Genomic DNA, 25,203 nt, shown 5'->3' on the forward strand with positions numbered 1-25,203 from the left:
AATTTTGAAAAAGACTTTACAAAGATTTATTCCTAAATTAATAGGAGCAAAAATCAACGCACTAAGTATAGCAAACCCTAAAGCTGCGGCACAGCAAGCTTTTAATATATTTTGTACTCCGCGCAAAGGAAAACCTTATGGTGAGCAAATAGATTACCTTAATAAGGCTACCTATGAGCGCTTTACTTCTGGATCGTGTGATTTACAAGCATATCGCTGGGAAGGCACTGGTAAAAAAGTACTTCTCATACACGGCTGGGAAAGCAACACGCATCGCTGGTTTAAACTAGTGGAAGAACTACAGCAAGAAAACTATGACATCTATGCCATAGATGCACCGGCTCACGGTAACTCTACAGGGACATTGCTCAATGTGCCTCGTTATGCAAAAGCCATAGAAGAAGCTGTACAACGATACCAACCGGACCATATTATAGGGCACTCTATAGGTGGACTAGCTACGGTTTTTCATCAGTATACTTATAAACCTACACAATTTACATCTGCAGTAATACTAGGATCTGCATCAGAGCTTAGTGAGATAATGGTAGGTTATAGAGCTATACTTGGACTCAACAATAGAACGATGAATTCTCTTGAACAGCTCGTAAAGGAATTATTTGGTTTTGGTTTTAAAGGCTTTTCTGGCGCAGCCTTTGCAAAAGAGCTTACCCTACCGGCTTTAATAATCCACGATAAGTTTGATAAAATCACTCCTGTATCTGCCTCACAAAACATCCATAAAAACTGGAAAGGAAGCACCTACATTGAGACCGAAGGTTTTGGTCACTCACTCTATCAAGAGGAAGTAAGATCTGAAATTATTAAATTTTTAAAGAAAGATTTTTAATCTTCTTCATTAAGGGTGTTTAAGTTCATTCCCTCATAAAATCCAAGGGGCTGGTCTATAACAAGTTTTACTTGCATAGCGATCTGCCCCGTGTGATATGAGAAGTGCTCAACTGCGTGTAATACGATACCAGTACCAGAAAGCTCAAAACCTTGTACGTTTCTCTTTTTTAAAAGATTTTCTGGTGTAGCATCATCAATAATAGTAGTAGAAGTTTGAACCGTAAGTAAAAGTCGTTGTAGCAACTCATCTTTTGTAAAACCATCTTCAGTATTAAACTCCTCTTCTCTATTACGCTCATCTGGATTACCGCCTAGTCCAGAAACGATATATTGTGTCATATTCCCACAGATATGTAATAACTGGTTACCAAGTGTATTGAGACTCTGGTTTTGCTTTGTCCACAGCTCCTCTTCTACCACTTTAGAAAGCGCAATACTTATCATACGCACATTCTCTTCTAGTCTAAAAATAGCATTGTCCTTAAAATCTTGATGCCAAGTATTAATCATATCTATACATTCTAACTTAGTATAAAATCTTCTAGTTGCTTCAATGAGATTCTATTCTCATAGATCGCCTTCCCTATAATGGTTCCCTCACAGCCCATCTCTGCAAGCTTTGGCAACTCGTCAAAGGTAGAAATTCCTCCAGAAGCAATAAGTTTTAAATCTGGTGTGCTAGCAAGTATTTCTTGATATAAGTCAAAACTAGGCCCTTCTAGCATACCGTCTTTGCTTATATCTGTACAGATTACATAAGAGACACCTTCTTTTTGATAAGCGTTTATAAACTCCACCACATCATCATCAGACTCCTCTAGCCAGCCAGAGATAGCAATTTTACGATGATGAGCATCTGCTCCCAAGATAATATTATCACTGCCATATTTTGACAACCAGCTTTTAAACGTGTCTGGATTTTTCACAGCAATACTACCACCAGTTATTTGAGAAGCTCCGCTCTCAAAGGCAATGCGTAAATCTTCGTCTGTTTTAAGACCTCCTCCAAAGTCTACTTTTAACGCAGTCTTTGTAGCTATTTGCTCAAGGATTTTATGGTTTACAATGTGCTTGCTTTTTGCGCCATCTAGATCTACAAGGTGTAAATGCGTGATCCCGTGTGCCTCAAACTGCTTTGCAACCTCCAGCGGATTTTCATTATATATTTTCTTTGTATTATAATCTCCCTTTGAGAGACGCACACAATTACCATCTATGATATCTATAGCAGGTATTATTCTCATAATTCTAAAAAGTTTTTAAGTATTTGCTCTCCTACAGCGCTACTTTTTTCTGGGTGGAACTGGGTTCCATAAAAATTATTTTTGGCAAGAGCACTACTATAAGGAAGTCCGTACGTAGTAGTCGCAATTGTATCTTCTACTACGGGAGCATAAAAACTGTGCACCATATATATAAAAGAATCTTCGGCTACTTGATTAAAAAGTGGTGATGATAGATTATTAATGGTGTTCCACTGTATTTGTGGGACTTTTACGCTTTCGCGAAAGCGTACTACATCTACATTAAAAATATCAAGACCTATAGTATCTCCTTCTTCTGAACCTGTACACATTAATTGCATACCCAGACAGATACCCAGCACAGGCTGTGTGAGTGTAGGAATCACTTTATCAAGACCAGTCTCTCGTAATTTACTCATAGCACTACTCGCCTCTCCTACTCCAGGAAAAATGACCTTATCTGCACTACGTATTTCTTCTTCACTATCACTTAAAACGGCTTGATAACCAAGACGCTCTATCGCAAATTTTATGCTCTGGATATTTCCAGCACCATAATTAATGATCACAATTTTCATTATAACATTCCTTTTGTAGATGGAAGAATCATTTTATCTGCATCACGCTTTACAGCTACTTTAATCGCTTTTGCAAATGCCTTAAAGATAGCTTCAATCTTGTGGTGCTCGTTTGTTCCTTCGGCTTTAATATTTAGGTTTGCCTTTGCACCGTCTGTAAATGATTTAAAGAAGTGGTAAAACATCTCCGTAGGCATTTTACCTATCATCTCACGGTTAAAATCTGCTTCCCATACGAGCCAGTTTCTACCACCAAAATCTATAGCAACTTGTGCAAGACAGTCATCCATAGGCAGGCAAAAACCGTAACGCTCTATTCCTAATTTATTACCTAAAGCAATGGCAAACACTTCTCCTAGTGCAATTGCCGTGTCTTCTATAGTGTGGTGCTCATCTACTTCTAGGTCTCCTTTTACTTGGATGTCTAGATCCATTTGCCCGTGACGCGCTATCTGGTCAAGCATATGGTCAAAGAAAGCTAGACCTGTATCTATGCTAGATTTACCCGTACCGTCTAGGTTAAGGGTGATGTTTATGTCTGTCTCATTAGTTTTTCGCGCAAGCGTAGCAACACGACTTTCTAATTTTAAAAACTCGTATATTTTTTGCCAGTCGTTTGTCTCTAGCGCAATGTCTTTATTGAGCTCATCTTCAGATATGGTAATCTCACCAGTACCGAGGTTTGTGTTATCATTTATATAGATTCCTTTGGCTCCCAGATTTGTCGCTAGTTGCATATCTGTAAGCCTATCACCTATTACAAAAGAGTTTTTGAGATCATACTCCTCAGAAAAGTATTGTGTAAGTAAACCGGTCCCAGGCTTTCTAGTGTCTTTATTTTCGTGCGGAAAAGTTCTATCTAAAAATACATTATCAAAAACAACACCTTCATTTTCAAAAGACTTCATAATGAAGTTGTGCACTGGCCAGAATGTATCTTCTGGAAAAGAATCTGTACCTAAACCATCTTGATTTGTGATCATCACTAGCTCATAATCGAGCTCTTGAGCAATCTTACCTAACCAAGTAAAACACTTAGGGTAAAAAATCATTTTTTCAAACGCATCGATTTGTTCATCTACCGTTTCTTTAATCATTGTACCATCGCGGTCGATAAAAAGTACTTTTTTTGCCATTACTGTATTGTATTTAATGCGTTTATTAGTGTTGTATTTTCTTCTTTGGTCCCTACTGTAAAACGTAGTGTGTTCTCACAAAGCGCCTGTGAGCTGCGATTGCGCACAACTATTCCTTTTTCTATAAGCTGGTTATAACGCTTGTTTGCATCGTCTACTTTAGTTAAAATAAAATTTGCGTCAGACGGATATACTTTTTCCACAAAAGCCACATCTTTAAGCACAGCTGCTAGTGTTTTTCTATTATCAAGTAAGGTATCTACCTCATTATGAATCATACGTAAATCGCTCAATCTATCGTAAGCGCGATTTTGCGTTAATGCATTTACATTATAAGGAGGCTTAATTTTATTAAGAATCGCAATAACTTCTTTACTTGCAAAGCATAAACCTAGACGTATACCAGCAAGACCGTAAGCCTTAGAAAGCGTTTGAGTGATTACAAGGTTAGGATAATTTTCTAACTGTGATATCCAACTCTCTGCTGCTGCAAAATCTATATATGCCTCATCAAGAACTACTAACCCATTAAAGTTTTCTAACACCTCAATAATAAGATCTGGTTTGATCATATTACCCGTAGGGTTGTTTGGTGAGCATATAAAAATGAGCTTTGTAGTATCACTCACAGCATTCAGAATACCTTTAGTATCCAGTTGGAAATCTTCGGTAAGAAGTACCTCTGTATTTGCTACGTCATTTGTACCTGCCAGTACATTATACATACCGTAAGTAGGTGGTACCGTTATAATACCATCTACTCCAGGATTACAGAATGCTCTAAAAATAAGATCGAGCACCTCGTCGCTTCCATTACCTAGTAAAATCTGAGATTCTGAGACCTTTTTTTGAGAGGCTATCAAACTCTTTAAACTACGCTGTTGCGGGTCTGGATAACGGTTTACGCCATTATTAAAAGGGTTTTCGTTTGCATCTAGAAAAACCATTTCTTTATCAAAATCTGTAAACTCATCTCGCGCAGAAGAGTACGGTTTCATCCTTGCAACATTTGCTCTAACGAGCTTATTTATGTCAAATTTGTTCATTGTGCTATACGTACTTAATAATCTTTACTGCTTTATTTTAATGCGTTAAGTCTAAGAGTTACCGCATTTTTATGAGCATCAAGACCCTCTGCCTCTGCCATAAGTTCTATAGCACGACCTATATTTTTTATTCCAGTTTCAGATATTTTTTGAAATGTCATAGACTTCATAAAACTATCTAGATTTACACCGCTGTACTGCTTAGCATAACCGTTTGTAGGTAAGGTGTGGTTTGTACCAGATGCATAATCTCCCGCGCTTTCTGGAGTATAGTTGCCTATGAAAACAGATCCCGCATTACCTATATTATCTACATAGTAGTCATCATTTGAGGTGCAAACTATAAAGTGTTCTGGACCGTACTCATCTATAAGCGCGAGTGCCGTCTCATCATCTTTTACATAAATGAGCTTACTATTATCAATAGCTTTTTCTGCAATACGCTTTCGCGAAAGCGTACTCATCTGCTCTTCTACTTCTTTTTCTACCTCGTCTATCAAATCCTTTGAAGTAGAAACCAAAATCACCTGACTATCAACACCGTGCTCTGCCTGACTTAATAAGTCTGAAGCTACAAAACTTGCCTGAGCAGCATCATCTGCCACAACAAGTAATTCTGATGGGCCTGCTGGCATATCTATAGCTACACCGTGCTTTGTAGCAAGCTGTTTTGCAACAGTCACAAACTGATTACCTGGTCCAAATATTTTATAAACTTGAGGAACGCTCTCTGTACCAAAGGTCATCGCAGCAATAGCCTGAATACCTCCTACTTTAAAGATTTTTGTTACTCCGCTCAGCTTTGCTGTATAAAGAATGGCAGGGTTTACCTTTCCTTCTATATCTGGTGGTGTGCATAATACAATCTCTTTACAACCAGCGATATTTGCTGGCGTTGCAAGCATTAAGATGGTAGAAAATAATGGCGCTGTACCTCCCGGTATATAAAGCCCAACTTTTTGAATAGGCCTTTTTTCTTGCCAGCAATCTACACCTTCTGTAGTAGCAATAGCTACTCTCTCTGTTTTTTGAGCTGTGTGAAAACGTTCAATATTACCTTTTGCAAGTTGTATGGCTTCCTTTAACTCGGTAGATATAAGCTCTTGCGCTTCCTCTATTTCTGTATCAGTTACTGCTGTGCTCTCAAGAGTCACATTATCAAAGATACTTGTGTATTTTGCAACCGCTGTATCTCCTTTCTCCTTTACTTCCTTAAAAATATCGGTGACGGTGGCTTCTATATCATCTACAGTTTGAGTAGGTCTTTTTAGAATTTCTGCCCACTCACTTCTTTCTGGATTATAAATCTTATTCATAGCAACGTAAAATTATAGCACCATTTTTTCGATTGGGCATACAAGTATTCCTTCTGCACCTGCTTTTTTGAGATTATCTATCACATCCCAAAAGCTATCTTTATTTATTACTGAGTGTACACTACTCCAGCCTTCTTGTGCTAGTGGTAAAACCGTAGGACTTCTCATACCTGGAAGCATTGCGATAACATCATCAAGCTTTGCATCTGGCACATTCATAAGTACATACTTACTGCGTTGTCCTGCAAGTACAGATTGTATACGGAATTTAAGCGTTTCTAATAGCTCCTTACGCTCATCAGAAATAGTAGGTGATGCAGTAAGAACAGCCTCAGAAGTGAGCATTTGCTCTACTTCCTTAAGATTATTTTTAAATAATGTACTACCGCTAGAAACTATATCACAGATAGCATCTGCAAGTCCAATATTTGGAGCAATTTCTACCGAACCGTTAATGATGTGTAGCTCTGCGTTTACACCTTTTTCGGCTAGATATTCTCTTACTGTATTAGGATATGAAGTTGCAATGCGCTTACCTTCAAGATCTTTTACAGAGTTGTATTCTTGTCCTTTTGGGATTGCTAGTGACACCTTGCATTTTGAAAAACCTAGTCTCTCTATAATAGGAAGATCCTTTCCTTTTTCTATAAGAGTATTTTCTCCAAGTATTGCGATATCTACCACTCCGTCTCTTAAGTATTGTGGGATATCACCATTACGTAAGTATAAAACTTCTAGCGGAAAATTTCTAGCAGTTGCTTTGAGTTGATCTTTACCGTTATCAATAGAAACACCACAATTTTTTAATAGTTGTAGAGATTCCTCATTAAGGCGTCCAGACTTTTGAATAGCAATTCTAATTTTTTGACTCATTTTTGTTGGTTTGTGTTTAAAGTACCCAAAAAAGAAAAAACCCGTTTGAGTATCTCAAACGGGTTTTATATGATTTATTTACATACCAAACTACCTCGCTTGAGCGATTGCTGTAGTGTGGTGATGATGTGTTTTGTTCAATTTCATTTCTGTAGCAAATTTAAGAAGTCTTTTGTTAAAAACAAGTGAATAAACTGATTTAATAATTACTTAACACACGTAACTTTTTAGTAGATTTGAAATAGCGCTTTAAAAATTATAATTAAAGCACAGATATGTTACTATGAAAGGATTTTTGGGGGCCTTCCTTGTTTTTTTGCTTTGGTCATTTACGTGTATTTACTACGTAAGTACTAGGACATCTCCATCTGTAGCAGATCTAGACTCCACATCTACTCGTGAGTCTCAAGTTAAACTCAACGCTGCCAATACTGGAAAAATTAATAAAAGTAAGAGTATCACAAACGAGCTACATATAGATAGCACTACAAACACGCACATTGATCGCGAAGCATCAATATTATTAGCAGAGGAGATTCAAAAATCTATCGCTATTAGCGATACGATAGACATAACAAAGGACGAACCTATAATTACTTTTGAAAATGAATTTGACATTCCAGATGGACCATCATTTTCAAGTAAAGTGTTTTACCCTAGATACAACAATACAGATCTTATACTAGACAAAGAGCTCGTAGCTTATGCTTCTGAACTTAAACAACTACTCAAAAATAATCCCAATAAAAAAGTTACCATACTAGGTCATACTGATAATGTAGGGAGTGATCGAGACAATTTTACGACAGGATTAAAGAAGTCTAGACAGATAAAATGGTATCTTACCGCCAGAAGAGGAATCCCTCGCAGTAAAATTACAGCCACCTCTAGAGGTGAAGAAGAACCTATAGCGTCTAATAATACTGTATCTGGACGCCGTCAAAACAATAGAATAGAAATTATAGTAGATTAATGCTCGTATTACAAGAGGCCATATCAATACCTATCGCATACATAGAGACCTTTGTTATGACGCTTGTTGCATTTATAATAGGTTATACAGGCGCACAGCTATCTAATAAGGTTAAAGCAAAACGTAAACTACAAGCGCACAAAGATGAGGTTGCAAAACTTTCAAACAAGCTTAACAATCTCCAAGATGAACTAGATAGAAAGGCAGATGGTGTTTTTAGAAAAGATCGTATGGATGAGGAGTTTGAACATCTTCAAATACGAAATAGAGCCTTTTCTGAAGATGTACTTACCGAAAAACTTATAAAGTCAGACGTCAAAGATCCTATAAGTTATGAACGTATAGGTAAAGCTACTATCGAGGAGCGCAATGATTTACAAAAAATAACAGGTATAGGACCTTATACTGAAGAAAAACTTAACGAGTTAGGTATTTATACATTTGAGCAAATAAGCCGTTTTAATAATGAAGACATTCTGGCTGTGACAAAGCTTATAAAATTCTTTCCCGATAGAATTAAAAAGGACAGATGGGTTGCAAAAGCAAAGCTACTAACCGCGACTGCACAACTAGAAAATGTAAATACTGAGAACTCAAAAAAGAAGATTATGAATGAAAAAACCACCTAGTAGGTGGTTTTTTTTATAGAATACAAACAGGAAACTAGTTAATCTTCTCCCCTGCCTCATTAAACTCTACATCTTTATTTTTACCTTTTCTCTTAAACTCTACGTCATAAAACAGCCCTTTTTCAGCGCTCTGTACACGTTCTATCTCTGTGATTTTCTCGTGACTGTAGTCTTTATCTATAGCCTTTCTTACTGCCTTAGGTAGCTCATCTTTTTCAATACTCACCTCTGTTTCTATCCACGCACCATTTGGGTTAAAGTCTGCACGGTGCCTTATACCGTCTATTCTAAATCTTGACTCATAGTTTCCATTTGAGTCTACGTGCCAGTCTGGATCATTCTCTCCTGGATATTTGGCTTGAAATGTCGCCTTTACAGCCTCTGGTGCATATCCTTTCTTACTATTTTGACTTTCAACTTTTTGACCACAACTCACTGCGAGTATAAAGCCAAATAATAAAAGTACTTTCTGATATTTAAACATAAAAAAAATCTTTACAATCTACCCATTATGACGAGTAGACTGTAAAGATATAAGCTTTCGCGAAAGCGTCATCTTAACACTTTCATATAATTTTAGAGAGTATTCTAATTATTTCCTAAAATTAATGGTAGTCCAGATTCACCAGAACCTACAACTATCACCTTAGAATTTGGAGATTTTGATAACTCTATTGTTGCATCAATACCTTTATCTTGTAGAATCTTATCTGTAAGTGACGCACTAAGAATCTTGTTTGCATCTGCCTTACCTTGTGCTTCTATACGTACTTTTTCTGCCTCTTTTGTAGCTGTTACTAGGCGGAACTCATACTCAAGAGACTCTTGCTCTTGCTTTAATTTTCGCTCGATAGCTTCTTTAATTGTATTTGGCAGGGTTACATCTCTTACTAGTATCTCATCTAGCTCGATGTACTGATCCTTTATAATCTTCTTTGTTTCTTCAAAAATTTCTGACTGTATCGCATCTCTCTTAGAAGAATATAACTGCTCTGGCGTATAACGCCCCACAACAGATCTCGCTGCAGATCGTATAGTAGGCAATAAGATACGTTGTAAGTAGTCTTCACCTATCTCTTGGTGCAACTTCCCTACATCTGTATATCTAGGCTTGTACCAAGCAGATGCGTCTAGTTGTATATCTAGTCCGTTTGAAGATAGTACTTTCATTTTTTCAAAAAGCTCTTGACGACGCACTTCATAAACGTACACCTTGTTCCAAGGGGCTACTAGATGAAATCCTTCTCCTAGTGGTGGCTCATCTGTTACCACACCACCGCCAAATGTTTTATACAACACGCCCGCCTCTCCAGAGTCTATTGTGATGGCAGATTTTGTGATAATCACGAGTAGAATAACGAGGCCTATTACGACAGGCACTCCAATTTTAGGTAATTTTTCCATAGCTAATTTTTAATTTTGATTTTAAGTAAGTCCATTATACTTGCGCATAAACCACTCCAAAGCGAGCAATAATGCCAAAATTGCAAGTAGTAATTTCCAGTCTATAAAAGGTACACTATTTTTTGTACTCTTCTGTATAGGTTTATATCTATTATCTGCAATGAGCGACGTTATAAGTTTATCTAAACTTACAGGGTTATATAAACCGCCATCTGTATGAGACGCTAGAAGTTGTAGCTGTGTTACATTTGCATTTAAAAATTGTTGCTCTATATCAAAAGGAACAATTGTAAAAGATCCAGAACGCGCGATACCTTGATCTGCTACAGATACGGTAAACTTATAACTTCCAGGCTCAAGATTATTCATATCTACCTGATAGGTGTTCTTTTTAAGTAATAATGGAATCTCTGTAAGCTTTTTTGACTCCTGGTTTATCACTTTTATAGACACCTTAGCCCTTGCATCAAAATTGTAATTTTTATCAAAGTACTGTGCATAAAGCATCACTGCTTTATTGCCATAGTAAAACGACTCATAATCTAAGTTAAGTCTACTTTTCTTCTTGTTTGAAGCAGCATATTGTACTAGATTATCTATAAAATTATCAAAAGATTTGAAATCACGCTTGTCTACAAAACTCTGTGCTCGCCACTTCCATAAACCTTCTCCTAATATATATACCTCTCTTCTTCCACTATCTTCTGTTGTGGCTATAAGTGGTTGATTAGTCTCTACAAGGCCTATACTTTGTGATAAAGCAATGTCTGCTTTTGTATTAAAACGAGTCTCTCCAAAGGCCGCTACTAAAGGTGGGAAATCGTCAAAACCTATATCTTCAATTACAAATGCAGAAAAGTTAGGATTAAGCCGAGCTTGTACTTCTTCTGTTTGACCTGTAATCTCTTGTATGATTGTTTTTTGAAATTTATTTATAGCATTCCAGCCAGTGTGCTCTCCAGTTATTGTTATACTATTTTTAGCTAGTGTTTCTAGTTGTTTATAGACATCATTAAAGCTTGCGTCTGGTTGATAGAGTATAATAAGTTCATACTCATTTATTTTAGAAACCGCGTCTGATGGTTTTGTGAAGGTAACCGTGCGCAATCTATTACTCTCAATACTCTTTTTGAGCATTCCCACATCTGGGTGAACTATATTACTTATAAGAAGTACATTCGTTTTTTGATCTATAACCTCTATCGCAAAGTTTTTATAGTTATTGCTTTTATTCTTCTCACTTGCAACAGGCACAAGACTCACACTATATTGTCTCACTCCTACTTGTGTTGCAGGGACTTCTATATTAAAAATTTGTGATGCTTTTTCTGGGCTAAAATTTACAGACTCTCGATGAAGCACCTTCCCGCCAGAACGCACAGATAAAGTAGAGTTTATAGTCCCCTCACCGTTATATGTGGCAAATATCTCAACAGGAAATTTATTATTTATATAAGCATACCTATTTACATTGATCTGTCCCAGCTTAAGATCATCATAAATGATAGTGTCTCCCAGTACAACAGGATACACTTGTTGATTGTAATTTTGAGCAACATACTGGTAGGCCTCACCATAGGTTTGATTACCATCAGAGAGTAAAATTACCGGAGCTACATCTGTTGTATAAATATCTTCAAGACCACGCAAAGCGTTTGAGATATTAGTCTGCTTATTAGTAAATGAAAGGGAATCTAGTGAATTAAAATCATCTCCAAATTGATAGTACTGAATATCAAAAGCATCGTTGAGTTTTTCGCTTTCGCGAAAGCGGGATATCACATCTTGAGACACACCATCATAACCAAGGTGGGCAATACTAGAAGAATTATCTACAGCGACAGCCAGTGAAGGCTTCTCTGTGTAGTAAGATACTTGCTCATACTTAGGGTTGATAAGTAAAAGCAGTAAGCCAAAAATGGTTAAAAATCGTAAAAATGTATAAACGCGATTGCGCTTACTTTTATATTTAACACGATAGAAATATTGAAAAACCGCTACTCCCAGTGAGAGAATAGCAGCTCCAATAATTAATAATAGTGTCTCTGTTTGCAATAGTATATGACTAAATTATATTGAGTTTTACCTTGTTTTAGGTAAGCATCCCTCCATCTACATTAATCACTTGACCTGTGATGTAGGCACTCATATCACTTGCTAAAAATACACAAGCGTTTGCAATATCTTCTGGGCTTCCACCACGTTTAAGCGGTATAGCATCTCTCCACGATGCAACAGTAGCCTCATCTAGCTTACCTGTCATTTCTGTCTCGATAAATCCTGGTGCAATCACGTTAGTACGTATGTTACGAGAACCTAGCTCTAGTGCCATAGATTTTGAAAAACCTATCATACCTGCCTTTGATGCTGCATAGTTTGCCTGCCCAGCATTACCTTTTACTCCTACTACAGAGCTCATATTTATGATACTTCCCTTACGAGCCTTAAGCATTGTGCGCTGTACAGCCTTAGTCATATTAAAAATAGACTTAAGGTTTACTTCTATCACTTTATCAAAATCTTCTTCAGACATACGCATAAGGAGATTATCTTTTGTGATACCTGCGTTGTTTATCAAGATATCAATCGCGCCAAAATCTTCAAGCACATTTTTTACAAGCTCTTGTGCCTGCTCAAAATCTGCAGCGTTACTTTTATATCCTTTTACCTTTACTCCAGATCCTTCTAAGCTTTTCTCAAGCTCATCTGCCGCGGCAGATGATGAGCTGTATGTAAAAGCTACATTTGCTCCGTGTTGTGCAAAAACCTCTGCTATTCCTTTTCCTATACCACGGCTAGCACCTGTAATAATGGCTGTTTTTCCCTCTAGTAATTTCATTATAAATATTGTGTCTGTTGGCTGTTTTGTTTTTATAATAAGTGCTCGGTATACTTAACATATTCTTTATTACGCTTTCGCGAAAGCGTAATACCCCACTTATTTATATATCAAATATAAGAATTACGATAACCATAAAGCACAAAAAAACCTCTCGATACTTGAGAGGTTTTTTTAATAGTTATTAGATAAAATACTAGCCTAAAACTTCTGCTACTTTCTTACCTATTTCTGCTGGAGAATCTACTACGTGTATTCCACATTCTCTCATAATTGCTTTTTTAGCTTGAGCTGTATCATCAGATCCACCTACAATTGCACCTGCGTGCCCCATTGTACGTCCTGCTGGTGCAGTCTCTCCGGCTATAAATCCTATAACTGGCTTCTTGCTTCCGCTTTCTTTATACCACTTTGCAGCATCACCTTCTAGTTGACCACCTATCTCACCTATCATTACGACAGCTTCTGTTGCTGGGTCATTTATAAGTAACTCTACAGCTTCTTTTGTAGTTGTCCCGATAATTGGGTCACCACCTATACCGATAGCTGTTGTGATACCAAGACCTTGTTTTACAACCTGGTCTGCAGCTTCATAAGTAAGTGTTCCAGATTTTGAAACGATACCTACTTTTCCTTCTTTAAAAACAAAACCTGGCATAATACCTACTTTTGCTTCTCCTGGAGTGATTACACCTGGACAGTTAGGTCCTATAAGGCGACACTCTTTTGTAGCGATATAGTCTGATGCTTTGATCATATCTGCAACAGGGATACCTTCTGTAATTGTTATAATTACTTTGATACCTGCATCTGCAGCTTCCATAATTGCATCTGCAGCAAATGCTGGCGGTACAAAAATAATAGTTGTGTCTGCTCCTACTTTTTCTACAGCTTCTTGTACTGTGTTAAAAACAGGCTTATCTAGGTGTACTTGTCCTCCTTTACCTGGAGTAACTCCACCTACTACATTTGTTCCATAGTCGATCATCTGGCCCGCGTGGAAAGTTCCCTCGCTACCTGTAAATCCTTGAACAATTATTTTTGAATCTTTATTTACTAAAACGCTCATCAGTTTGTTTTAAAATTTTGCTCTGCAAAAATAGCAGTTTGATTAAGTATTCTCAAGTAAAATATTAATGAATTTTACTTCCAAGACTTCATAGCCTTTTTATCTTCTTCTATAGGTTGGCTCATTTGGTAACCACGGTACATTAATCCGTCTTTAAGTTCCCATATAGCCATAAAGTGTGCTATAGGCTCTTCTACCTCTGGTGTTTCTATAGTAGTTACGTGATATGTAAAGCGTATCACTACATTATCACCGTCAGACAGAAGGTGTGTAATTTGAGGTCGTACCGCATCAAAAGACTTACCAGCCTCTGTTGCCATATCCTTTACAGCCTGGATATCCATATGATTGTATCCGGTTTTTGCATTCCAGTAAAGCTCCATTTCTGGATGCATATACTTATCAAGGTTAGAGGTGTCATTAAAAAAATCTGACTTATAAAACTCTTGTACGATCTTCTTCTTACTCTTAGCCATTATTGTTTATTTAATTTGTCTAATAATTCTTGAACCTGTCGCAATGCCGCAAGCTCTTTATATTTTGTTCTAAAATCTCCTGCTGGAGATCCAAAATAACTTTTACCACCTTCTAGTGACTTACTTACACCACTTTGTGCAGAGATAACTGCTTTACCACCTACGGTTATACCACTGGTTACACCTACCTGACCCCACAATGTCACTTCATCTTCTATAACTACACATCCAGCTATACCTGTCTGAGAAGCTATTAAAACCTTCTCTCCTATAACCGTATCGTGACCTATGTGCACCTGGTTATCTATTTTAGTGCCAGCACCTACAGTAGTATCTCCTGTAACGCCTTTATCTATTGTACAAGCAGCACCTATATCTACATTATCTTTTATAACTACACGACCACCAGATTTAAGTTTATCAAAACCTTCTGGACGTTTTTTATAATAAAAAGCATCTGCACCCAGTATACTCCCAGCGTGTATTGTCACATTATCACCTATTACCGTATGGTCGTAAAGGCTTACGTTAGAGTGTATGGTACAATTTTTACCTATTGTAACGTGATTACCTATAAAGGCATTAGGTTGTATAACGGTTCCCTCACCTATTGTTGCTGTTGTGGCAACACTGGCTCCTGCACTCTCAAAAGGTTTAAAATGCGTAGTAAGTTTATTAAAATCTCTAAAAGGATCATCAGAGATAAGTAGTCCTTTGCCTTCTGGACAATCTACCTCTTTATTGATAAGTATAACCGTTGCAGCACTGTTAAGCGCTTTATCATAATACTTAGGGTGATCTACAAATACGATATCTCCCTCCTCTACGACGTGTATCTCATTCATACCAAGTACTGGAAATGATGGTTCACCCACAAATGTGGCGTCTATAAGACTAGCAACTTCTTGAAGTGTATGTTGTTTTTTAAATTTCACGATTACGAATATAATAAGAAAATCCCGCGAAATTGCGGGATTTTTATAATTAGTTAGCTAGTATTATTTATTCTTTAACACGCTCCTTGTACGTACCTTTTACAGTCTCGATTTTGATCTTATCTCCTTCATTTATAAATAAAGGCACGTTTACCTCTGCACCTGTCTCTACTGTTGCAGGTTTTGTAGCATTTGTAGCTGTATTTCCTTTTACTCCAGGCTCAGTATGTGTTACTTCTAGTATAACAGAACCAGGCATATCTACAGATAGCGGAGAGTTGTCTTCAGAGTTAATAAGTACAGTTACTACTTCACCTTCCTTTAATAAGTCAGAACGATCTAGCGCTGTTTCTTGTAAAGCAATCTGTGTGTAATCTTCGGTATTCATAAAGTGATACCCTTCTCCATCATTGTATAAAAACTGAAATTTGTGAGTTTCTACACGTACTTCTTCAATTTTATGTCCTGCCGAAAATGTGTTATCTAACACTTTTCCAGTTGTCACGCTCTTCATTTTTGTACGTACAAAAGCTGGACCTTTACCAGGTTTTACGTGTAAAAATTCTACAATTTTATAGATGTCATTATTGTAGTGTAAACAAAGACCGTTACGGATATCTGATGTTGTTGCCATAAATTAAAATTAATCGACTACCTCTTAGCTCGAGATACTCATATTGATATTGTTGTTAAAATAACGCTTTCGCGAAAATAGGAAAAGATTACCACTCTCCCCTCTTGATTATTATTCTGTCACCTCGCGCCTAAAGCTAGAGGTTGTTTGATATGGTTTATATTCCGCTTTCGCGAAAGCGTAAACATAGCTATTAAGAGCTAAAGTACCCCTTCATAATACCGCGTTGAGAGTTCTTTATAAACTGTAAGATCTCATCACGCTCTTGAGTTGCCTCCATCTCTGCTTCTATAATAGTGACCGCTTGTGAGTTGTTATAATTCTTTTGGTATAGTATACGGAAGATATCTTGTATCTCTCTTATCTTTTCTGTCGTAAAACCACGTCTACGTAGTCCTATAGAGTTTATACCTACATAACTTAATGGCTCACGACCTGCTTTTACAAATGGCGGTACATCCTTACGTACTAGCGATCCACCTGTTACAAAGGCGTGGCTCCCTATGGTACAAAATTGCTGTATGGCTGCCATACCTGCAAGGACCACATAATCACCTACGGTAATGTGTCCTGCTAGTGTACTATTGTTAGAAAAAATACAGTTATCGCCCACGATACAATCGTGTGCTATGTGACAGTATGCCATAATCCAGCAATTATTACCTACTTGAGTTTTCATACGGTCTGATGTACCACGGTTTATGGTAACACACTCACGTATCGTGGTGTTATCACCTATAATGGTAACAGTATCTTCGTCATTAAACTTTTTATCTTGCGGCACTGCAGAGATTACTGCTCCCGGAAAGATACTTACGTTCTTCCCTATACGAGCTCCCTCCATAATAGTTACGTTAGAACCTATCCAGCTTCCCTCTCCTATCACAACATTATTATGTATGGTTGTAAAAGGCTCTATCACTACATTCTTTGCAATTTTTGCACCTGGGTGCACATATGCTAATGGCTGATTCATATTAGTTATTTTTTACTTTAACGATCTGAGCCATTATCTCTGCCTCCGACACTAATTTTCCATTTGCATAAGCACGTGCTTGCATCTGGCAAATTCCTCTACGTATAGGCGCCATAAGGTCTAGCTTAAAAATAAGCGTATCACCAGGCACCACTTGATGTTTATATCTTACGTTATCTATTTTAAGTAAATAAGTAAGATAGTTTTCTGGATCTGGCACTGTACTTAATACAAGTATACCTCCCGTTTGTGCCATTGCCTCAATCTGAAGTACTCCTGGCATTACAGGTGCACCAGGAAAATGCCCTACGAAGAATGGTTCATTCATCGTGACATTTTTTATACCTATTACGTGCTCTTCTGTAAGTTCTAGAATTTTATCTACCAGTAAGAATGGAGGTCTGTGTGGTAACATCTCCATAATTTGATTAATATCCTTTACCGGCGCTGCGTGTAAGTCTACATCTGGCACATAGTTACGACGCTCATTTTTTATAATTTTCTGTAGCTTCTTTGCAAACTGTGTATTTACAAAATGCCCAGGCTTATTTGCTATTACTTTACCACGTATACGAGTACCTGCAAGTGCAAGGTCACCTATTACATCAAGTAATTTATGACGTGCTGCCTCGTTTGCGTGATGCAAAGTAAGGTTGTCTAAAATACCGTTAGGTTTTACCGCAATGTGATCTTTATTAAAGGCTACGCGTAACTTTTCCATTGTACTAGGCGATAATTCCTTATCTACATATACAATTGCATTGTTAAGATCACCTCCTTTTATAAGACCGTGCTCAAGTAGCATCTCTATCTCGTGTAGAAAACTAAATGTTCTACTATCTGATATCTCTTCTTTAAACTCTGAGATGTGCTGTATACTTGCATTTTGAGTACCTAGCACCTTTGTACCAAAGTCTACCATTGTAGTTACCTGATACTCGTCTGATGGCATAAGAATAATCTCACTACCCGTTTCTTCATCTCTGTAGGTAATCACTTCTTTTACAATATACTCATCTCGTATAGCTTCTTGCTCTTGTATACCTGCCTCTTCTAGTGCTTCTACAAAAAACTTTGACGATCCATCCATAATAGGCGGCTCAGATGCGTCTAGCTCGATAAGCAGGTTATCTATCTCTAGACCTACACAAGCTGCAAGAACGTGCTCTGTAGTTTGTATAGCAACACCGTTCTTCTCAAGGTTAGTCCCTCGCTGCGTGTTAGTCACAAGAGAGGCATCTGCATTGAGAATAGGCTCGCCTTCAATGTCTAATCGCTTAAACTTGTACCCGTGATTTTCTGGTGCTGGCTTAAATGTCATTTTTACATTTGCGCCAGTATGCAAACCTACTCCTGTAAGGCTTACTTCTTTTGCTATCGTACGTTGTTGTGCTTTAGCGTTACCCATTGTTTTGTTGTTTTTCTAGTTTGTTTACCGCTTGTACAATTTTTGGTAAATTTTTAAAATGTACATAAGAGCGGTTCCAGTCTGCGTAGTTAAATGATGGAGAGCCTTGCAGCACTTCACCATCTTTTATATTTCTTCCTATACCAGATTGTGCTTGTATACGCACTTTATCGCCTATAGTGAGGTGACCAGAGATACCTACTTGCCCACCTATAAGACAATGCTTACCTATCTTAGTAGACCCCGCAACTCCAGTCTGAGCAGCAATAGCGGTGTGTGCACCTATCTCTACGTTATGTGCAATCTGTATTTGGTTATCTAGTTTTACTCCTTTTCTTATAATAGTAGATCCTAGGGTAGCACGATCTATAGTAGTACCAGCACCTATATCTACGTGATCTTCTATAATTACATTACCTGTTTGTGGTACTTTACTATACTCCCCTTTTTCATTTGGCGTAAAGCCAAATCCATCTGCGCCCACTATAGCACCACTGTGTATATAAACAGTATTACCTATCACACTGTCTGAGTATACCTTAGACCCTGCAAAAAGCACGCAGTTATCACCTATAGTTACATTATCACCTATATATACATTAGGATAGATCTTTACATTATCACCTATACGTACGTTATCACCTAAGTAAGAAAATGCACCTAGATATAGTCCTTCACCATAACTAGCCGTATCAGATATAAAGCAAGGTTGCTCTATACCAGACTTATTAAGTTTTACTTGATTATAGTATTCTAGTAATTTTGAAAAAGACTTATAAGCATCTTCTACACGTATGAGCGTAGGCTTAACTTCTTGATCTGCCACAAAGTCATTACCAACAATGGCAATACTTGCCTCTGTTGAGTAGATGTATGATGTATACTTAGGGTTTGCCAGAAAAGTAAGAGACCCAGGGGTTCCTTCTTCTATTTTGGCGAGCTTAGAGACCTCTACTTCTGGGTTACCTTCTACGGTCCCTTCTAGTATGCCTGCGATTTGGGTTGCGGTAAATTTCATAAAGCACAAAAATAGGAAAAATTAACGTTTAGGTTTTGGGTAACACAGATAGTTTTTAACTACTTCTTTAGTAAGCGATTTTAAACTAAGCTGGTCACTAGCCTTTACAACATCTACAATCTTTCCATTACTCAATAATATATTGATACCCCCTTTTTTATAATTATACGCTTGATTAGATATCGTACCCGTAATTACAAAGTAATTTGCCTCTTCTTGAGAGATACCATACTGCTCCATAAGAGCGCTTCTATGCTTCTCTAGCTTTGCTGGAGCAAAGGGCTTCTTACGTATTTTTACTTTTAATAAGTCTCTATTTATAATACTCTTAGACAGCTCAGAAAGCACAAAGTCCTTATGCGAGCACCACTCCTTCATTGCCGAAATAATATCATAATCATCAAGCTGTGCAAAGGTATCTAAGCTCTTTTTTATGGTATCGCTATCTATTTGATTTTGTAAAAAGAACTGCAGTGCCTTGCTAGAAGGTAATATCTCACCCTCTCGCGAGAGCTCTTTTGCTCTTTTAAGTACCCTGGTAAGCAATTGCTCTGCCACAATACCTGTTTTATGCAAATACACTTGCCAGTACATAAGGCGTCGCGCCACGAGAAACTTCTCTACCGTATACACACCTTTTTCTTCTACCACTAGGTGGTCATCCTTTACATTGAGCATTGCGACTATGCGCTCTGTATTAATGTTACCCTCTGCCATACCCGTATAAAAGCTATCGCGCTTGAGGTAGTCTGTACGATCCATATCTAGCTGCCCAGAAACCAGCTGATTTAAAAAGGAGCGATGATATGACCCTTCAAAAATTTGTATGGCGAGCGTTAAACTTCCGTTAAACTCCTCATTGAGAGCCTCCATAAATAAGGTAGAAATGTCTTCGTGACTCACCCCGTCTACAATGCTATGCTCCATCGCGTGAGAAAAAGGACCGTGACCTATGTCGTGCAATAAGATGGCTATAAGTACAGCTTCTTGCTCTTCCTCAGATATAACAACACCTTTATCTACAAGGACTTTGAGCGCTTTTTGCATTACACCCAGACAGCCTATAGCGTGCTGAAATCTGGTGTGGTGCGCCCCAGGATATACGAGATAAGAAAGTCCCATCTGGGTGATACGTCTCAGTCGCTGAAAATATTTGTGCTGTATGAGATCAAAGAGCACCCCATTTGGTATGGTAATAAACCCATAAATTGGGTCGTTAATAATTGTAACTTTGGAAGACTGCAATAGAAAAAGTTTAAATTCTGTTGTTTTACGCTTTCGCGAAAGCGTACTCCTTACAAATATAAGGTTTCACCATACAACGGTAAGGCCACTAAAGAACTAACTATATATATGAGCAACATACAAATACTCTGGGTAGACGACGAAATAGACTTATTAAAACCACACATCCTCTTTCTGGAAAAGAAAAACTATAGTGTGACCACCTGTGATAACGGTGCAGAGGCAGTAGATATGATAGATGAGCAAAATTTTGATATCATATTTCTAGACGAGAATATGCCTGGCCTCACGGGACTTGAGACGCTCAATGAGATAAAAAATAAAAGAGAAAATGTACCCGTCGTAATGATCACTAAGAGTGAGGAAGAGTACATTATGGAGGAAGCCATAGGCTCAAAAATAGTAGACTACCTTATAAAACCGGTAAACCCTAACCAGATCTTACTAAGCTTAAAGAAAAATCTTGACCATAGCCGTCTGATAAGCCAGAAGACAACATCCTCATACCAGCAAGAGTTTAGAAAAATTGCGATGGACCTCTCTATGATAAATAGTTTTGAGGAGTGGAGCGAACTGTACCAGAAGCTCATTTACTGGGAGATGGAGCTAGAAGGCATAGAAGATAGCGGGATGTTTGAGATTCTAGAGTCTCAAAAAACAGAGGCAAATAACCAGTTTTGTAAATTTATAGATAAAAATTACCCAGACTGGTTTGACGGTTATGAGGCCCCTACAATGTCTCACACTTTGTTTAAAGACAAGGTACAGCCTCATATTAAAAAAGGTAGTCCTACCCTCTTTGTGGTGATAGATAATATGCGCTATGACCAGTGGAAGGCTTTTGAGCCACACCTTGCTGCTCATTATAAAAAAGTACAAGAAGAGCCTTACTACAGTATACTCCCTACGGCAACACAGTATGCTCGTAATGCCATATTTTCTGGGCTTATGCCAGAAGATATGAAAAAGAAACACCCCAATCTATGGCTTGATGATACAGATGAGGGAGGAAAAAATATGCACGAGGCGGCCTTTCTTGAGGCGCAACTTAAGAGATTAAGCCTAGATGTAAAGTGGGAATACCACAAAATCACTAATCTTAAAAATGGTAAAAAGCTAGCAGACAACTTTAAGTCTCAAAAGGATAACGACCTTACTGTGGTGGTTTATAACTTTGTAGATATGCTCTCCCACTCTAAAACCGAGATGGAAGTTATAAAAGAGCTAGCTAGTAATGATAAGGCATACCGCTCCCTTACAGAGAGCTGGTTTAAAAACTCGCCGCTGCTCTCTATGATACAGCAAGCACAGGAGCTGGGTATGAAGCTGGTACTTACTACAGACCACGGTACCATAAATGTAAAAAATCCTTCTAAGGTAATAGGTGATAAAAACACGAGTCTTAACCTACGTTATAAAACAGGCCGTAGCCTTACGTATGAAGATAAAGATGTACTCGCAGCACCAGACCCGCGCACCATACACTTACCTTCTATAAATATGAGTAGCTCTTATATTTTTGCAAAGAGTGACCTCTTTTTTGCCTACCCAAATAATTTTAATCACTACGTGAGTTATTATAGAAATACCTACCAGCACGGAGGCGTGAGCCTTGAAGAAATGGTGATTCCATTTGTTGTAATGGAACCTAAATAGACGTATTACGCTTTCGCGAAAGCGTAAACTCAACTAAAAAAACCACAGCCAGAAGCTGTGGTTTTTTTATGTTATTATGGAAAATCTCAGCGCGATTATTATTAGGAATATTTATAAAACAAGGCTGCTTTTTTATGATTCTTCGTAAACACATTTTGTACGTCATCTAAGAAAAGAGCATCTTTAAATTATAAAACAATTAAAATGCTCAAAGCAAAATACCTCCCTCTTTTATTTTTAATATTACATAGTGCCTTTGGATTATCTCAAGAACAAGAAACCAAAAGAAAAAAGTTCTCCTTCTCTATAGGTACAGAATATAGAATAACAACTATAAGAGAACTTGAGCCAGGTCTTATTATGTCTTTAGCGCCTGTATCATTTAATACTGATGATATGTTAATAGGTCCCTCCATAAACTATGAGTTGGGGTGGGAGTTTGTAAAAAATTGGAGTTTTAACTTTTCACACTCCTTACGTTATAACTTTGTCTATAACGAGAGAGCAAACGTTCCAAATAATTTGGAAATAACTTATGACAAGCCTATATATAGATTAATAATGGATTATAATTTTTATATAGAAAAGCATTTTATGCTCTCACAAGGCAAGAGCCTTTACGTGAGGTTTGGAACAAGTATTGCAAATACTGGAACAAGATATGCCACTACGCAATTTTTAGATATACCTGAACTGGGTGAATTTGGTAGTATAGCTACTAGAAGAGATGGAAATTTTACGTGGTATCCTACTAATGCGGCTTTAGGTTATGAAAGCAATGGCATAAGCTTTACAGGTGGGATATACTTTTCTACACAACACGAGTTTGGTACGACCACAAGACCTAATGCTTCTATTATATTGCCTTACTTTAACCTGAGCTATCGTCTTAAGAAGTTTTAAACACCCTCATTTTTAAATAAAAAACCACAGCCAGAGCTGTGGTTTTTTTATGATGCTATAAGATATCAAAACGTAGTTACCCCGTTTTATTAATTCGCTCTAAAAAGTCTATCACATTATCATCTTTTTTTGTCACAGCAGTCTCTTTAATACCCTCTAGATTCTTAATAAAATAAGATACAGAGAGTCCAGTCACACGCTTAAAGTGTGTAGAAAATGATTTTACGTTAGAAAAACCTATCTCCTCTGCAATGGCGGCAACGGTATATGAACGTAGTTTGTGAGAAGCATACAGCTCCTTAAGCACATAATTAACACGTAAATCACTTAGGTAGGTAGAAAAATTATCAGATTTTTCTACATTAATGTATTTAGAAAGATAGGAGGCGTTTGTTCCTATTTGTGCAGCAAGACTCTTAAGCGTCACGTTATGAGAAGTAAAAAGGGCCTTTTTCTCAAAACGGTCTAGACCTTCTTGTATCTTTTCTAGTTGTGCTGGCTTTATGTGTGATAAAGGCCCGTCTATCTCAGGTTCTACAACAGCTAAGGCTGGTTCGGCTTCCTTTATAGGGTTTGTTTCTTGTACGACCCACTCACTATATATGGCGCGCAATTTTTCAAAACGTTGTTTTAAAATACGTCGCTTTCTATATTGAATAAGCGCATAAAATAGGGCAAGTAACCCTAGGCTTATAAAAAAAATAAGACCAACGTTGCGCTGTTTTTTATCACCCTCAAGACTTTGTATGACTGCTTCCTTTTCTGAGAGTAATTGAGGGATTGTATAAGATGCCACAATACCATCACCTATGGTTTTACTAAGTGAACCATAATCCTCTTCATAGGTTATCATTTTATTGAGGTACTCAATTTGTTTTGTGCTATTACCCGTGTTTTTGTAATGTGTAAGGAGGTAATCATAGGTGGTTTTAAGTTCTTGAAAGAAATAATCTGCACCACCAGTCTCGTGTAAACTATCAGTTTTAAGAAACGCAGCGAGCGCTTCTTCCGGTTGCTGTAGTCCCTTGTGAGCTATGCCTTTTAAAGCATAAGAGTGTGATAGCTCATCATCATCTGCATCTAGATTTTCAACCAAATATTGATTAGTAAACTTTAAACCCTCTTTAAAATTATGTGATTTAATATAGATGCCTGCTTGTAACCCTACGTAGGATAAATAATAGTCATTATCACTAGCATCTTTTGCATATTGCTCAATCTTTGATATATAATGTGTGGCGCTGTCTAATTTATTTATATCATAATAAGCAGTAGCAATACTATATTGCACAGATGCCAATGTTTCTTTATGAGAAGCTTCATCACCATATGGAAATATATTTCTGATCTTATCTGTACTGTAGGTTTCTTCAATTTCTTTCAAAACCTGTATTCCCTCAACGGCTTTATTATTATTAACAAGTAATACGGCTATTAAGTTTTTTAGAGACCATTCATTTGATAAGTTTTTAGATTTTTCTGCAAATTTTAAGGCCTCTTGAGCGATCTCATAAGATTCTTGAAGTTGATCAATGTAAAGAAGATTGATAGCCTTTTCAATTAATATCTGCTCATATAAGTCTGATGATTCTTGTTTGTCTGTATGTTGAAGTGCATAATCTATACTTGCAATATCTCCTCTAAAAGTACCCAAATTACTATAAAATTTAGCAAAGTCAGCTTTTAGTTCTTTTTGCTGAGCTTCTATAATCAGAGACTTAGCATAGAGTTCTATAGTGAGTGAATCAACATTTGCAGGTGGCTCAACTGCAAATTTAAAAAACTGTTTTCTAAGTACTGAGTAGTCTATAGAGGCTATAGAATCTGGTACTTCTTGATCTGTGATATAGGGTAGGTCTTGGCTGGATACCAAAGCTGGTAGACAAAGAAGTATTGTAAAAAAATATAAGGTGTAAACCTTCATAAGGGAAACTAACTAATAGCCGACAAAAATAGAGATTACATTTTAAATTTTACGAAATTTCTTACGATT

General features: G+C 37.3%; 25 protein-coding genes. 5 read left to right on the plus strand and 20 right to left on the minus strand.

Going from position 1 to position 25,203, the window contains the following annotated elements:
* Nucleotides 1-4 precede the first annotated feature (4 nt).
* Nucleotides 5-850 carry an alpha/beta hydrolase gene (locus ACJJVM_RS02235; protein WP_405210666.1) on the plus strand — a complete coding sequence of 282 codons (846 nt, stop codon included), beginning with the start codon at nucleotides 5-7 and terminating at the stop codon, nucleotides 848-850.
* Here ACJJVM_RS02235 and ACJJVM_RS02240 read toward each other — a convergent pair.
* Genes ACJJVM_RS02240 through hisG form a run of 7 tightly spaced genes read right to left on the minus strand, consistent with a single transcriptional unit; the run spans nucleotide 847 to nucleotide 7,045 of the window.
* A complete protein-coding gene (locus ACJJVM_RS02240; RefSeq protein WP_405210667.1) occupies nucleotides 847-1,362 on the minus strand; it encodes a DinB family protein in 516 nt (171 codons plus the stop codon). The genes ACJJVM_RS02235 and ACJJVM_RS02240 overlap by 4 nt on opposite strands.
* A gap of 11 nt (nucleotides 1,363-1,373) precedes the next feature.
* Complete coding sequence (gene hisA, locus ACJJVM_RS02245) at nucleotides 1,374-2,096, minus strand: 1-(5-phosphoribosyl)-5-[(5-phosphoribosylamino)methylideneamino]imidazole-4-carboxamide isomerase (protein WP_405210668.1); 723 nt, start codon at nucleotides 2,094-2,096, stop codon at nucleotides 1,374-1,376.
* Nucleotides 2,093-2,674, minus strand: a complete 582-nt coding sequence (gene hisH, locus ACJJVM_RS02250) for an imidazole glycerol phosphate synthase subunit HisH (RefSeq protein ID WP_021778957.1) — start codon at nucleotides 2,672-2,674, stop codon at nucleotides 2,093-2,095. The genes hisA and hisH overlap by 4 nt, the downstream gene beginning before the upstream one ends.
* On the minus strand, nucleotides 2,674-3,810 hold the full coding sequence (hisB, locus tag ACJJVM_RS02255; RefSeq protein ID WP_396596684.1) for a bifunctional histidinol-phosphatase/imidazoleglycerol-phosphate dehydratase HisB: 1,137 nt from the start codon (nucleotides 3,808-3,810) through the stop codon (nucleotides 2,674-2,676). Before hisB ends, hisH begins: the two co-directional genes overlap by 1 nt.
* The gene (gene hisC / locus ACJJVM_RS02260) at nucleotides 3,810-4,856 is read right to left on the minus strand and encodes a histidinol-phosphate transaminase (RefSeq protein WP_405210669.1); all 1,047 of its coding nucleotides are present in this window, start codon (nucleotides 4,854-4,856) and stop codon (nucleotides 3,810-3,812) included. The genes hisB and hisC overlap by 1 nt, the downstream gene beginning before the upstream one ends.
* 32 nt (nucleotides 4,857-4,888) lie before the next feature.
* Nucleotides 4,889-6,172 (minus strand): histidinol dehydrogenase, encoded by a 1,284-nt coding sequence (gene hisD / locus ACJJVM_RS02265; protein ID WP_405210670.1) that lies wholly within the window; start codon nucleotides 6,170-6,172, stop codon nucleotides 4,889-4,891.
* Between the two features lie 12 nt (nucleotides 6,173-6,184).
* Nucleotides 6,185-7,045: an ATP phosphoribosyltransferase gene (gene hisG, locus ACJJVM_RS02270; RefSeq protein ID WP_035336777.1), complete on the minus strand. Its 861-nt coding sequence runs from the start codon at nucleotides 7,043-7,045 to the stop codon at nucleotides 6,185-6,187.
* A 283-nt stretch (nucleotides 7,046-7,328) separates the two neighbouring features.
* Between hisG and ACJJVM_RS02275 the strand changes: the two genes are divergently transcribed.
* Together ACJJVM_RS02275 and ACJJVM_RS02280 are read left to right on the plus strand one after the other, a co-directional pair.
* On the plus strand, nucleotides 7,329-8,018 hold the full coding sequence (locus ACJJVM_RS02275; protein WP_299149394.1) for an OmpA family protein: 690 nt from the start codon (nucleotides 7,329-7,331) through the stop codon (nucleotides 8,016-8,018).
* Complete coding sequence (locus ACJJVM_RS02280) at nucleotides 8,018-8,647, plus strand: hypothetical protein (RefSeq protein WP_405210671.1); 630 nt, start codon at nucleotides 8,018-8,020, stop codon at nucleotides 8,645-8,647. Before ACJJVM_RS02275 ends, ACJJVM_RS02280 begins: the two co-directional genes overlap by 1 nt.
* Before the next feature lie 34 nt (nucleotides 8,648-8,681).
* Here the strand turns inward: ACJJVM_RS02280 and ACJJVM_RS02285 are convergent, their stop codons facing one another.
* From ACJJVM_RS02285 to ACJJVM_RS02340, 12 genes are all read right to left on the minus strand, one after another.
* Nucleotides 8,682-9,131: a PepSY-like domain-containing protein gene (locus ACJJVM_RS02285; protein ID WP_299149392.1), complete on the minus strand. Its 450-nt coding sequence runs from the start codon at nucleotides 9,129-9,131 to the stop codon at nucleotides 8,682-8,684.
* A gap of 104 nt (nucleotides 9,132-9,235) precedes the next feature.
* Nucleotides 9,236-10,051: a prohibitin family protein gene (locus ACJJVM_RS02290; RefSeq protein ID WP_298350259.1), complete on the minus strand. Its 816-nt coding sequence runs from the start codon at nucleotides 10,049-10,051 to the stop codon at nucleotides 9,236-9,238.
* Nucleotides 10,052-10,072: 21 nt separating this feature from the next.
* Entirely contained in the window at nucleotides 10,073-12,106 is a 2,034-nt protein-coding gene (locus tag ACJJVM_RS02295) for a VWA domain-containing protein (protein ID WP_405210672.1), read from the minus strand.
* A 37-nt stretch (nucleotides 12,107-12,143) separates the two neighbouring features.
* On the minus strand, nucleotides 12,144-12,890 hold the full coding sequence (fabG, locus tag ACJJVM_RS02300) for a 3-oxoacyl-[acyl-carrier-protein] reductase (protein ID WP_405210673.1): 747 nt from the start codon (nucleotides 12,888-12,890) through the stop codon (nucleotides 12,144-12,146).
* 196 nt (nucleotides 12,891-13,086) lie between these two features.
* Entirely contained in the window at nucleotides 13,087-13,959 is an 873-nt protein-coding gene (sucD, locus tag ACJJVM_RS02305) for a succinate--CoA ligase subunit alpha (RefSeq protein WP_021778946.1), read from the minus strand.
* 74 nt (nucleotides 13,960-14,033) lie between these two features.
* The gene (locus ACJJVM_RS02310) at nucleotides 14,034-14,435 is read right to left on the minus strand and encodes a nuclear transport factor 2 family protein (RefSeq protein ID WP_298350253.1); all 402 of its coding nucleotides are present in this window, start codon (nucleotides 14,433-14,435) and stop codon (nucleotides 14,034-14,036) included.
* On the minus strand, nucleotides 14,435-15,370 hold the full coding sequence (locus tag ACJJVM_RS02315; protein WP_299149390.1) for a UDP-3-O-(3-hydroxymyristoyl)glucosamine N-acyltransferase: 936 nt from the start codon (nucleotides 15,368-15,370) through the stop codon (nucleotides 14,435-14,437). The genes ACJJVM_RS02310 and ACJJVM_RS02315 overlap by 1 nt, the downstream gene beginning before the upstream one ends.
* A gap of 67 nt (nucleotides 15,371-15,437) precedes the next feature.
* Nucleotides 15,438-16,004: an elongation factor P gene (efp, locus tag ACJJVM_RS02320; protein WP_298350250.1), complete on the minus strand. Its 567-nt coding sequence runs from the start codon at nucleotides 16,002-16,004 to the stop codon at nucleotides 15,438-15,440.
* 193 nt (nucleotides 16,005-16,197) lie between these two features.
* On the minus strand, nucleotides 16,198-16,980 hold the full coding sequence (gene lpxA / locus ACJJVM_RS02325) for an acyl-ACP--UDP-N-acetylglucosamine O-acyltransferase (RefSeq protein ID WP_021778942.1): 783 nt from the start codon (nucleotides 16,978-16,980) through the stop codon (nucleotides 16,198-16,200).
* A 1-nt stretch (nucleotide 16,981) separates the two neighbouring features.
* Nucleotides 16,982-18,388: a bifunctional UDP-3-O-[3-hydroxymyristoyl] N-acetylglucosamine deacetylase/3-hydroxyacyl-ACP dehydratase gene (locus ACJJVM_RS02330; protein ID WP_405210674.1), complete on the minus strand. Its 1,407-nt coding sequence runs from the start codon at nucleotides 18,386-18,388 to the stop codon at nucleotides 16,982-16,984.
* The gene (gene lpxD / locus ACJJVM_RS02335) at nucleotides 18,381-19,406 is read right to left on the minus strand and encodes a UDP-3-O-(3-hydroxymyristoyl)glucosamine N-acyltransferase (RefSeq protein WP_298350245.1); all 1,026 of its coding nucleotides are present in this window, start codon (nucleotides 19,404-19,406) and stop codon (nucleotides 18,381-18,383) included. The genes ACJJVM_RS02330 and lpxD overlap by 8 nt, the downstream gene beginning before the upstream one ends.
* Nucleotides 19,407-19,427: 21 nt before the next feature.
* Nucleotides 19,428-20,651 carry an HD domain-containing protein gene (locus tag ACJJVM_RS02340; protein WP_405210675.1) on the minus strand — a complete coding sequence of 408 codons (1,224 nt, stop codon included), beginning with the start codon at nucleotides 20,649-20,651 and terminating at the stop codon, nucleotides 19,428-19,430.
* A 108-nt stretch (nucleotides 20,652-20,759) separates the two neighbouring features.
* Here ACJJVM_RS02340 and ACJJVM_RS02345 point away from each other — a divergent pair, with 108 nt between their 5' ends.
* Together ACJJVM_RS02345 and ACJJVM_RS02350 are read left to right on the plus strand one after the other, a co-directional pair.
* The gene (locus tag ACJJVM_RS02345) at nucleotides 20,760-22,307 is read left to right on the plus strand and encodes a PglZ domain-containing protein (RefSeq protein ID WP_405210676.1); all 1,548 of its coding nucleotides are present in this window, start codon (nucleotides 20,760-20,762) and stop codon (nucleotides 22,305-22,307) included.
* A 204-nt stretch (nucleotides 22,308-22,511) separates the two neighbouring features.
* The gene (locus tag ACJJVM_RS02350) at nucleotides 22,512-23,210 is read left to right on the plus strand and encodes a hypothetical protein (RefSeq protein ID WP_405210677.1); all 699 of its coding nucleotides are present in this window, start codon (nucleotides 22,512-22,514) and stop codon (nucleotides 23,208-23,210) included.
* A 76-nt stretch (nucleotides 23,211-23,286) separates the two neighbouring features.
* Here ACJJVM_RS02350 and ACJJVM_RS02355 read toward each other — a convergent pair whose 3' ends face one another.
* Nucleotides 23,287-25,083, minus strand: a complete 1,797-nt coding sequence (locus tag ACJJVM_RS02355; RefSeq protein WP_405210678.1) for a helix-turn-helix domain-containing protein — start codon at nucleotides 25,081-25,083, stop codon at nucleotides 23,287-23,289.
* Nucleotides 25,084-25,203: the final 120 nt, after the last annotated feature.

The organism is Dokdonia sp. Asnod2-E02 (assembly GCF_045063915.1).
Lineage (GTDB): Bacteria > Bacteroidota > Bacteroidia > Flavobacteriales > Flavobacteriaceae > Dokdonia.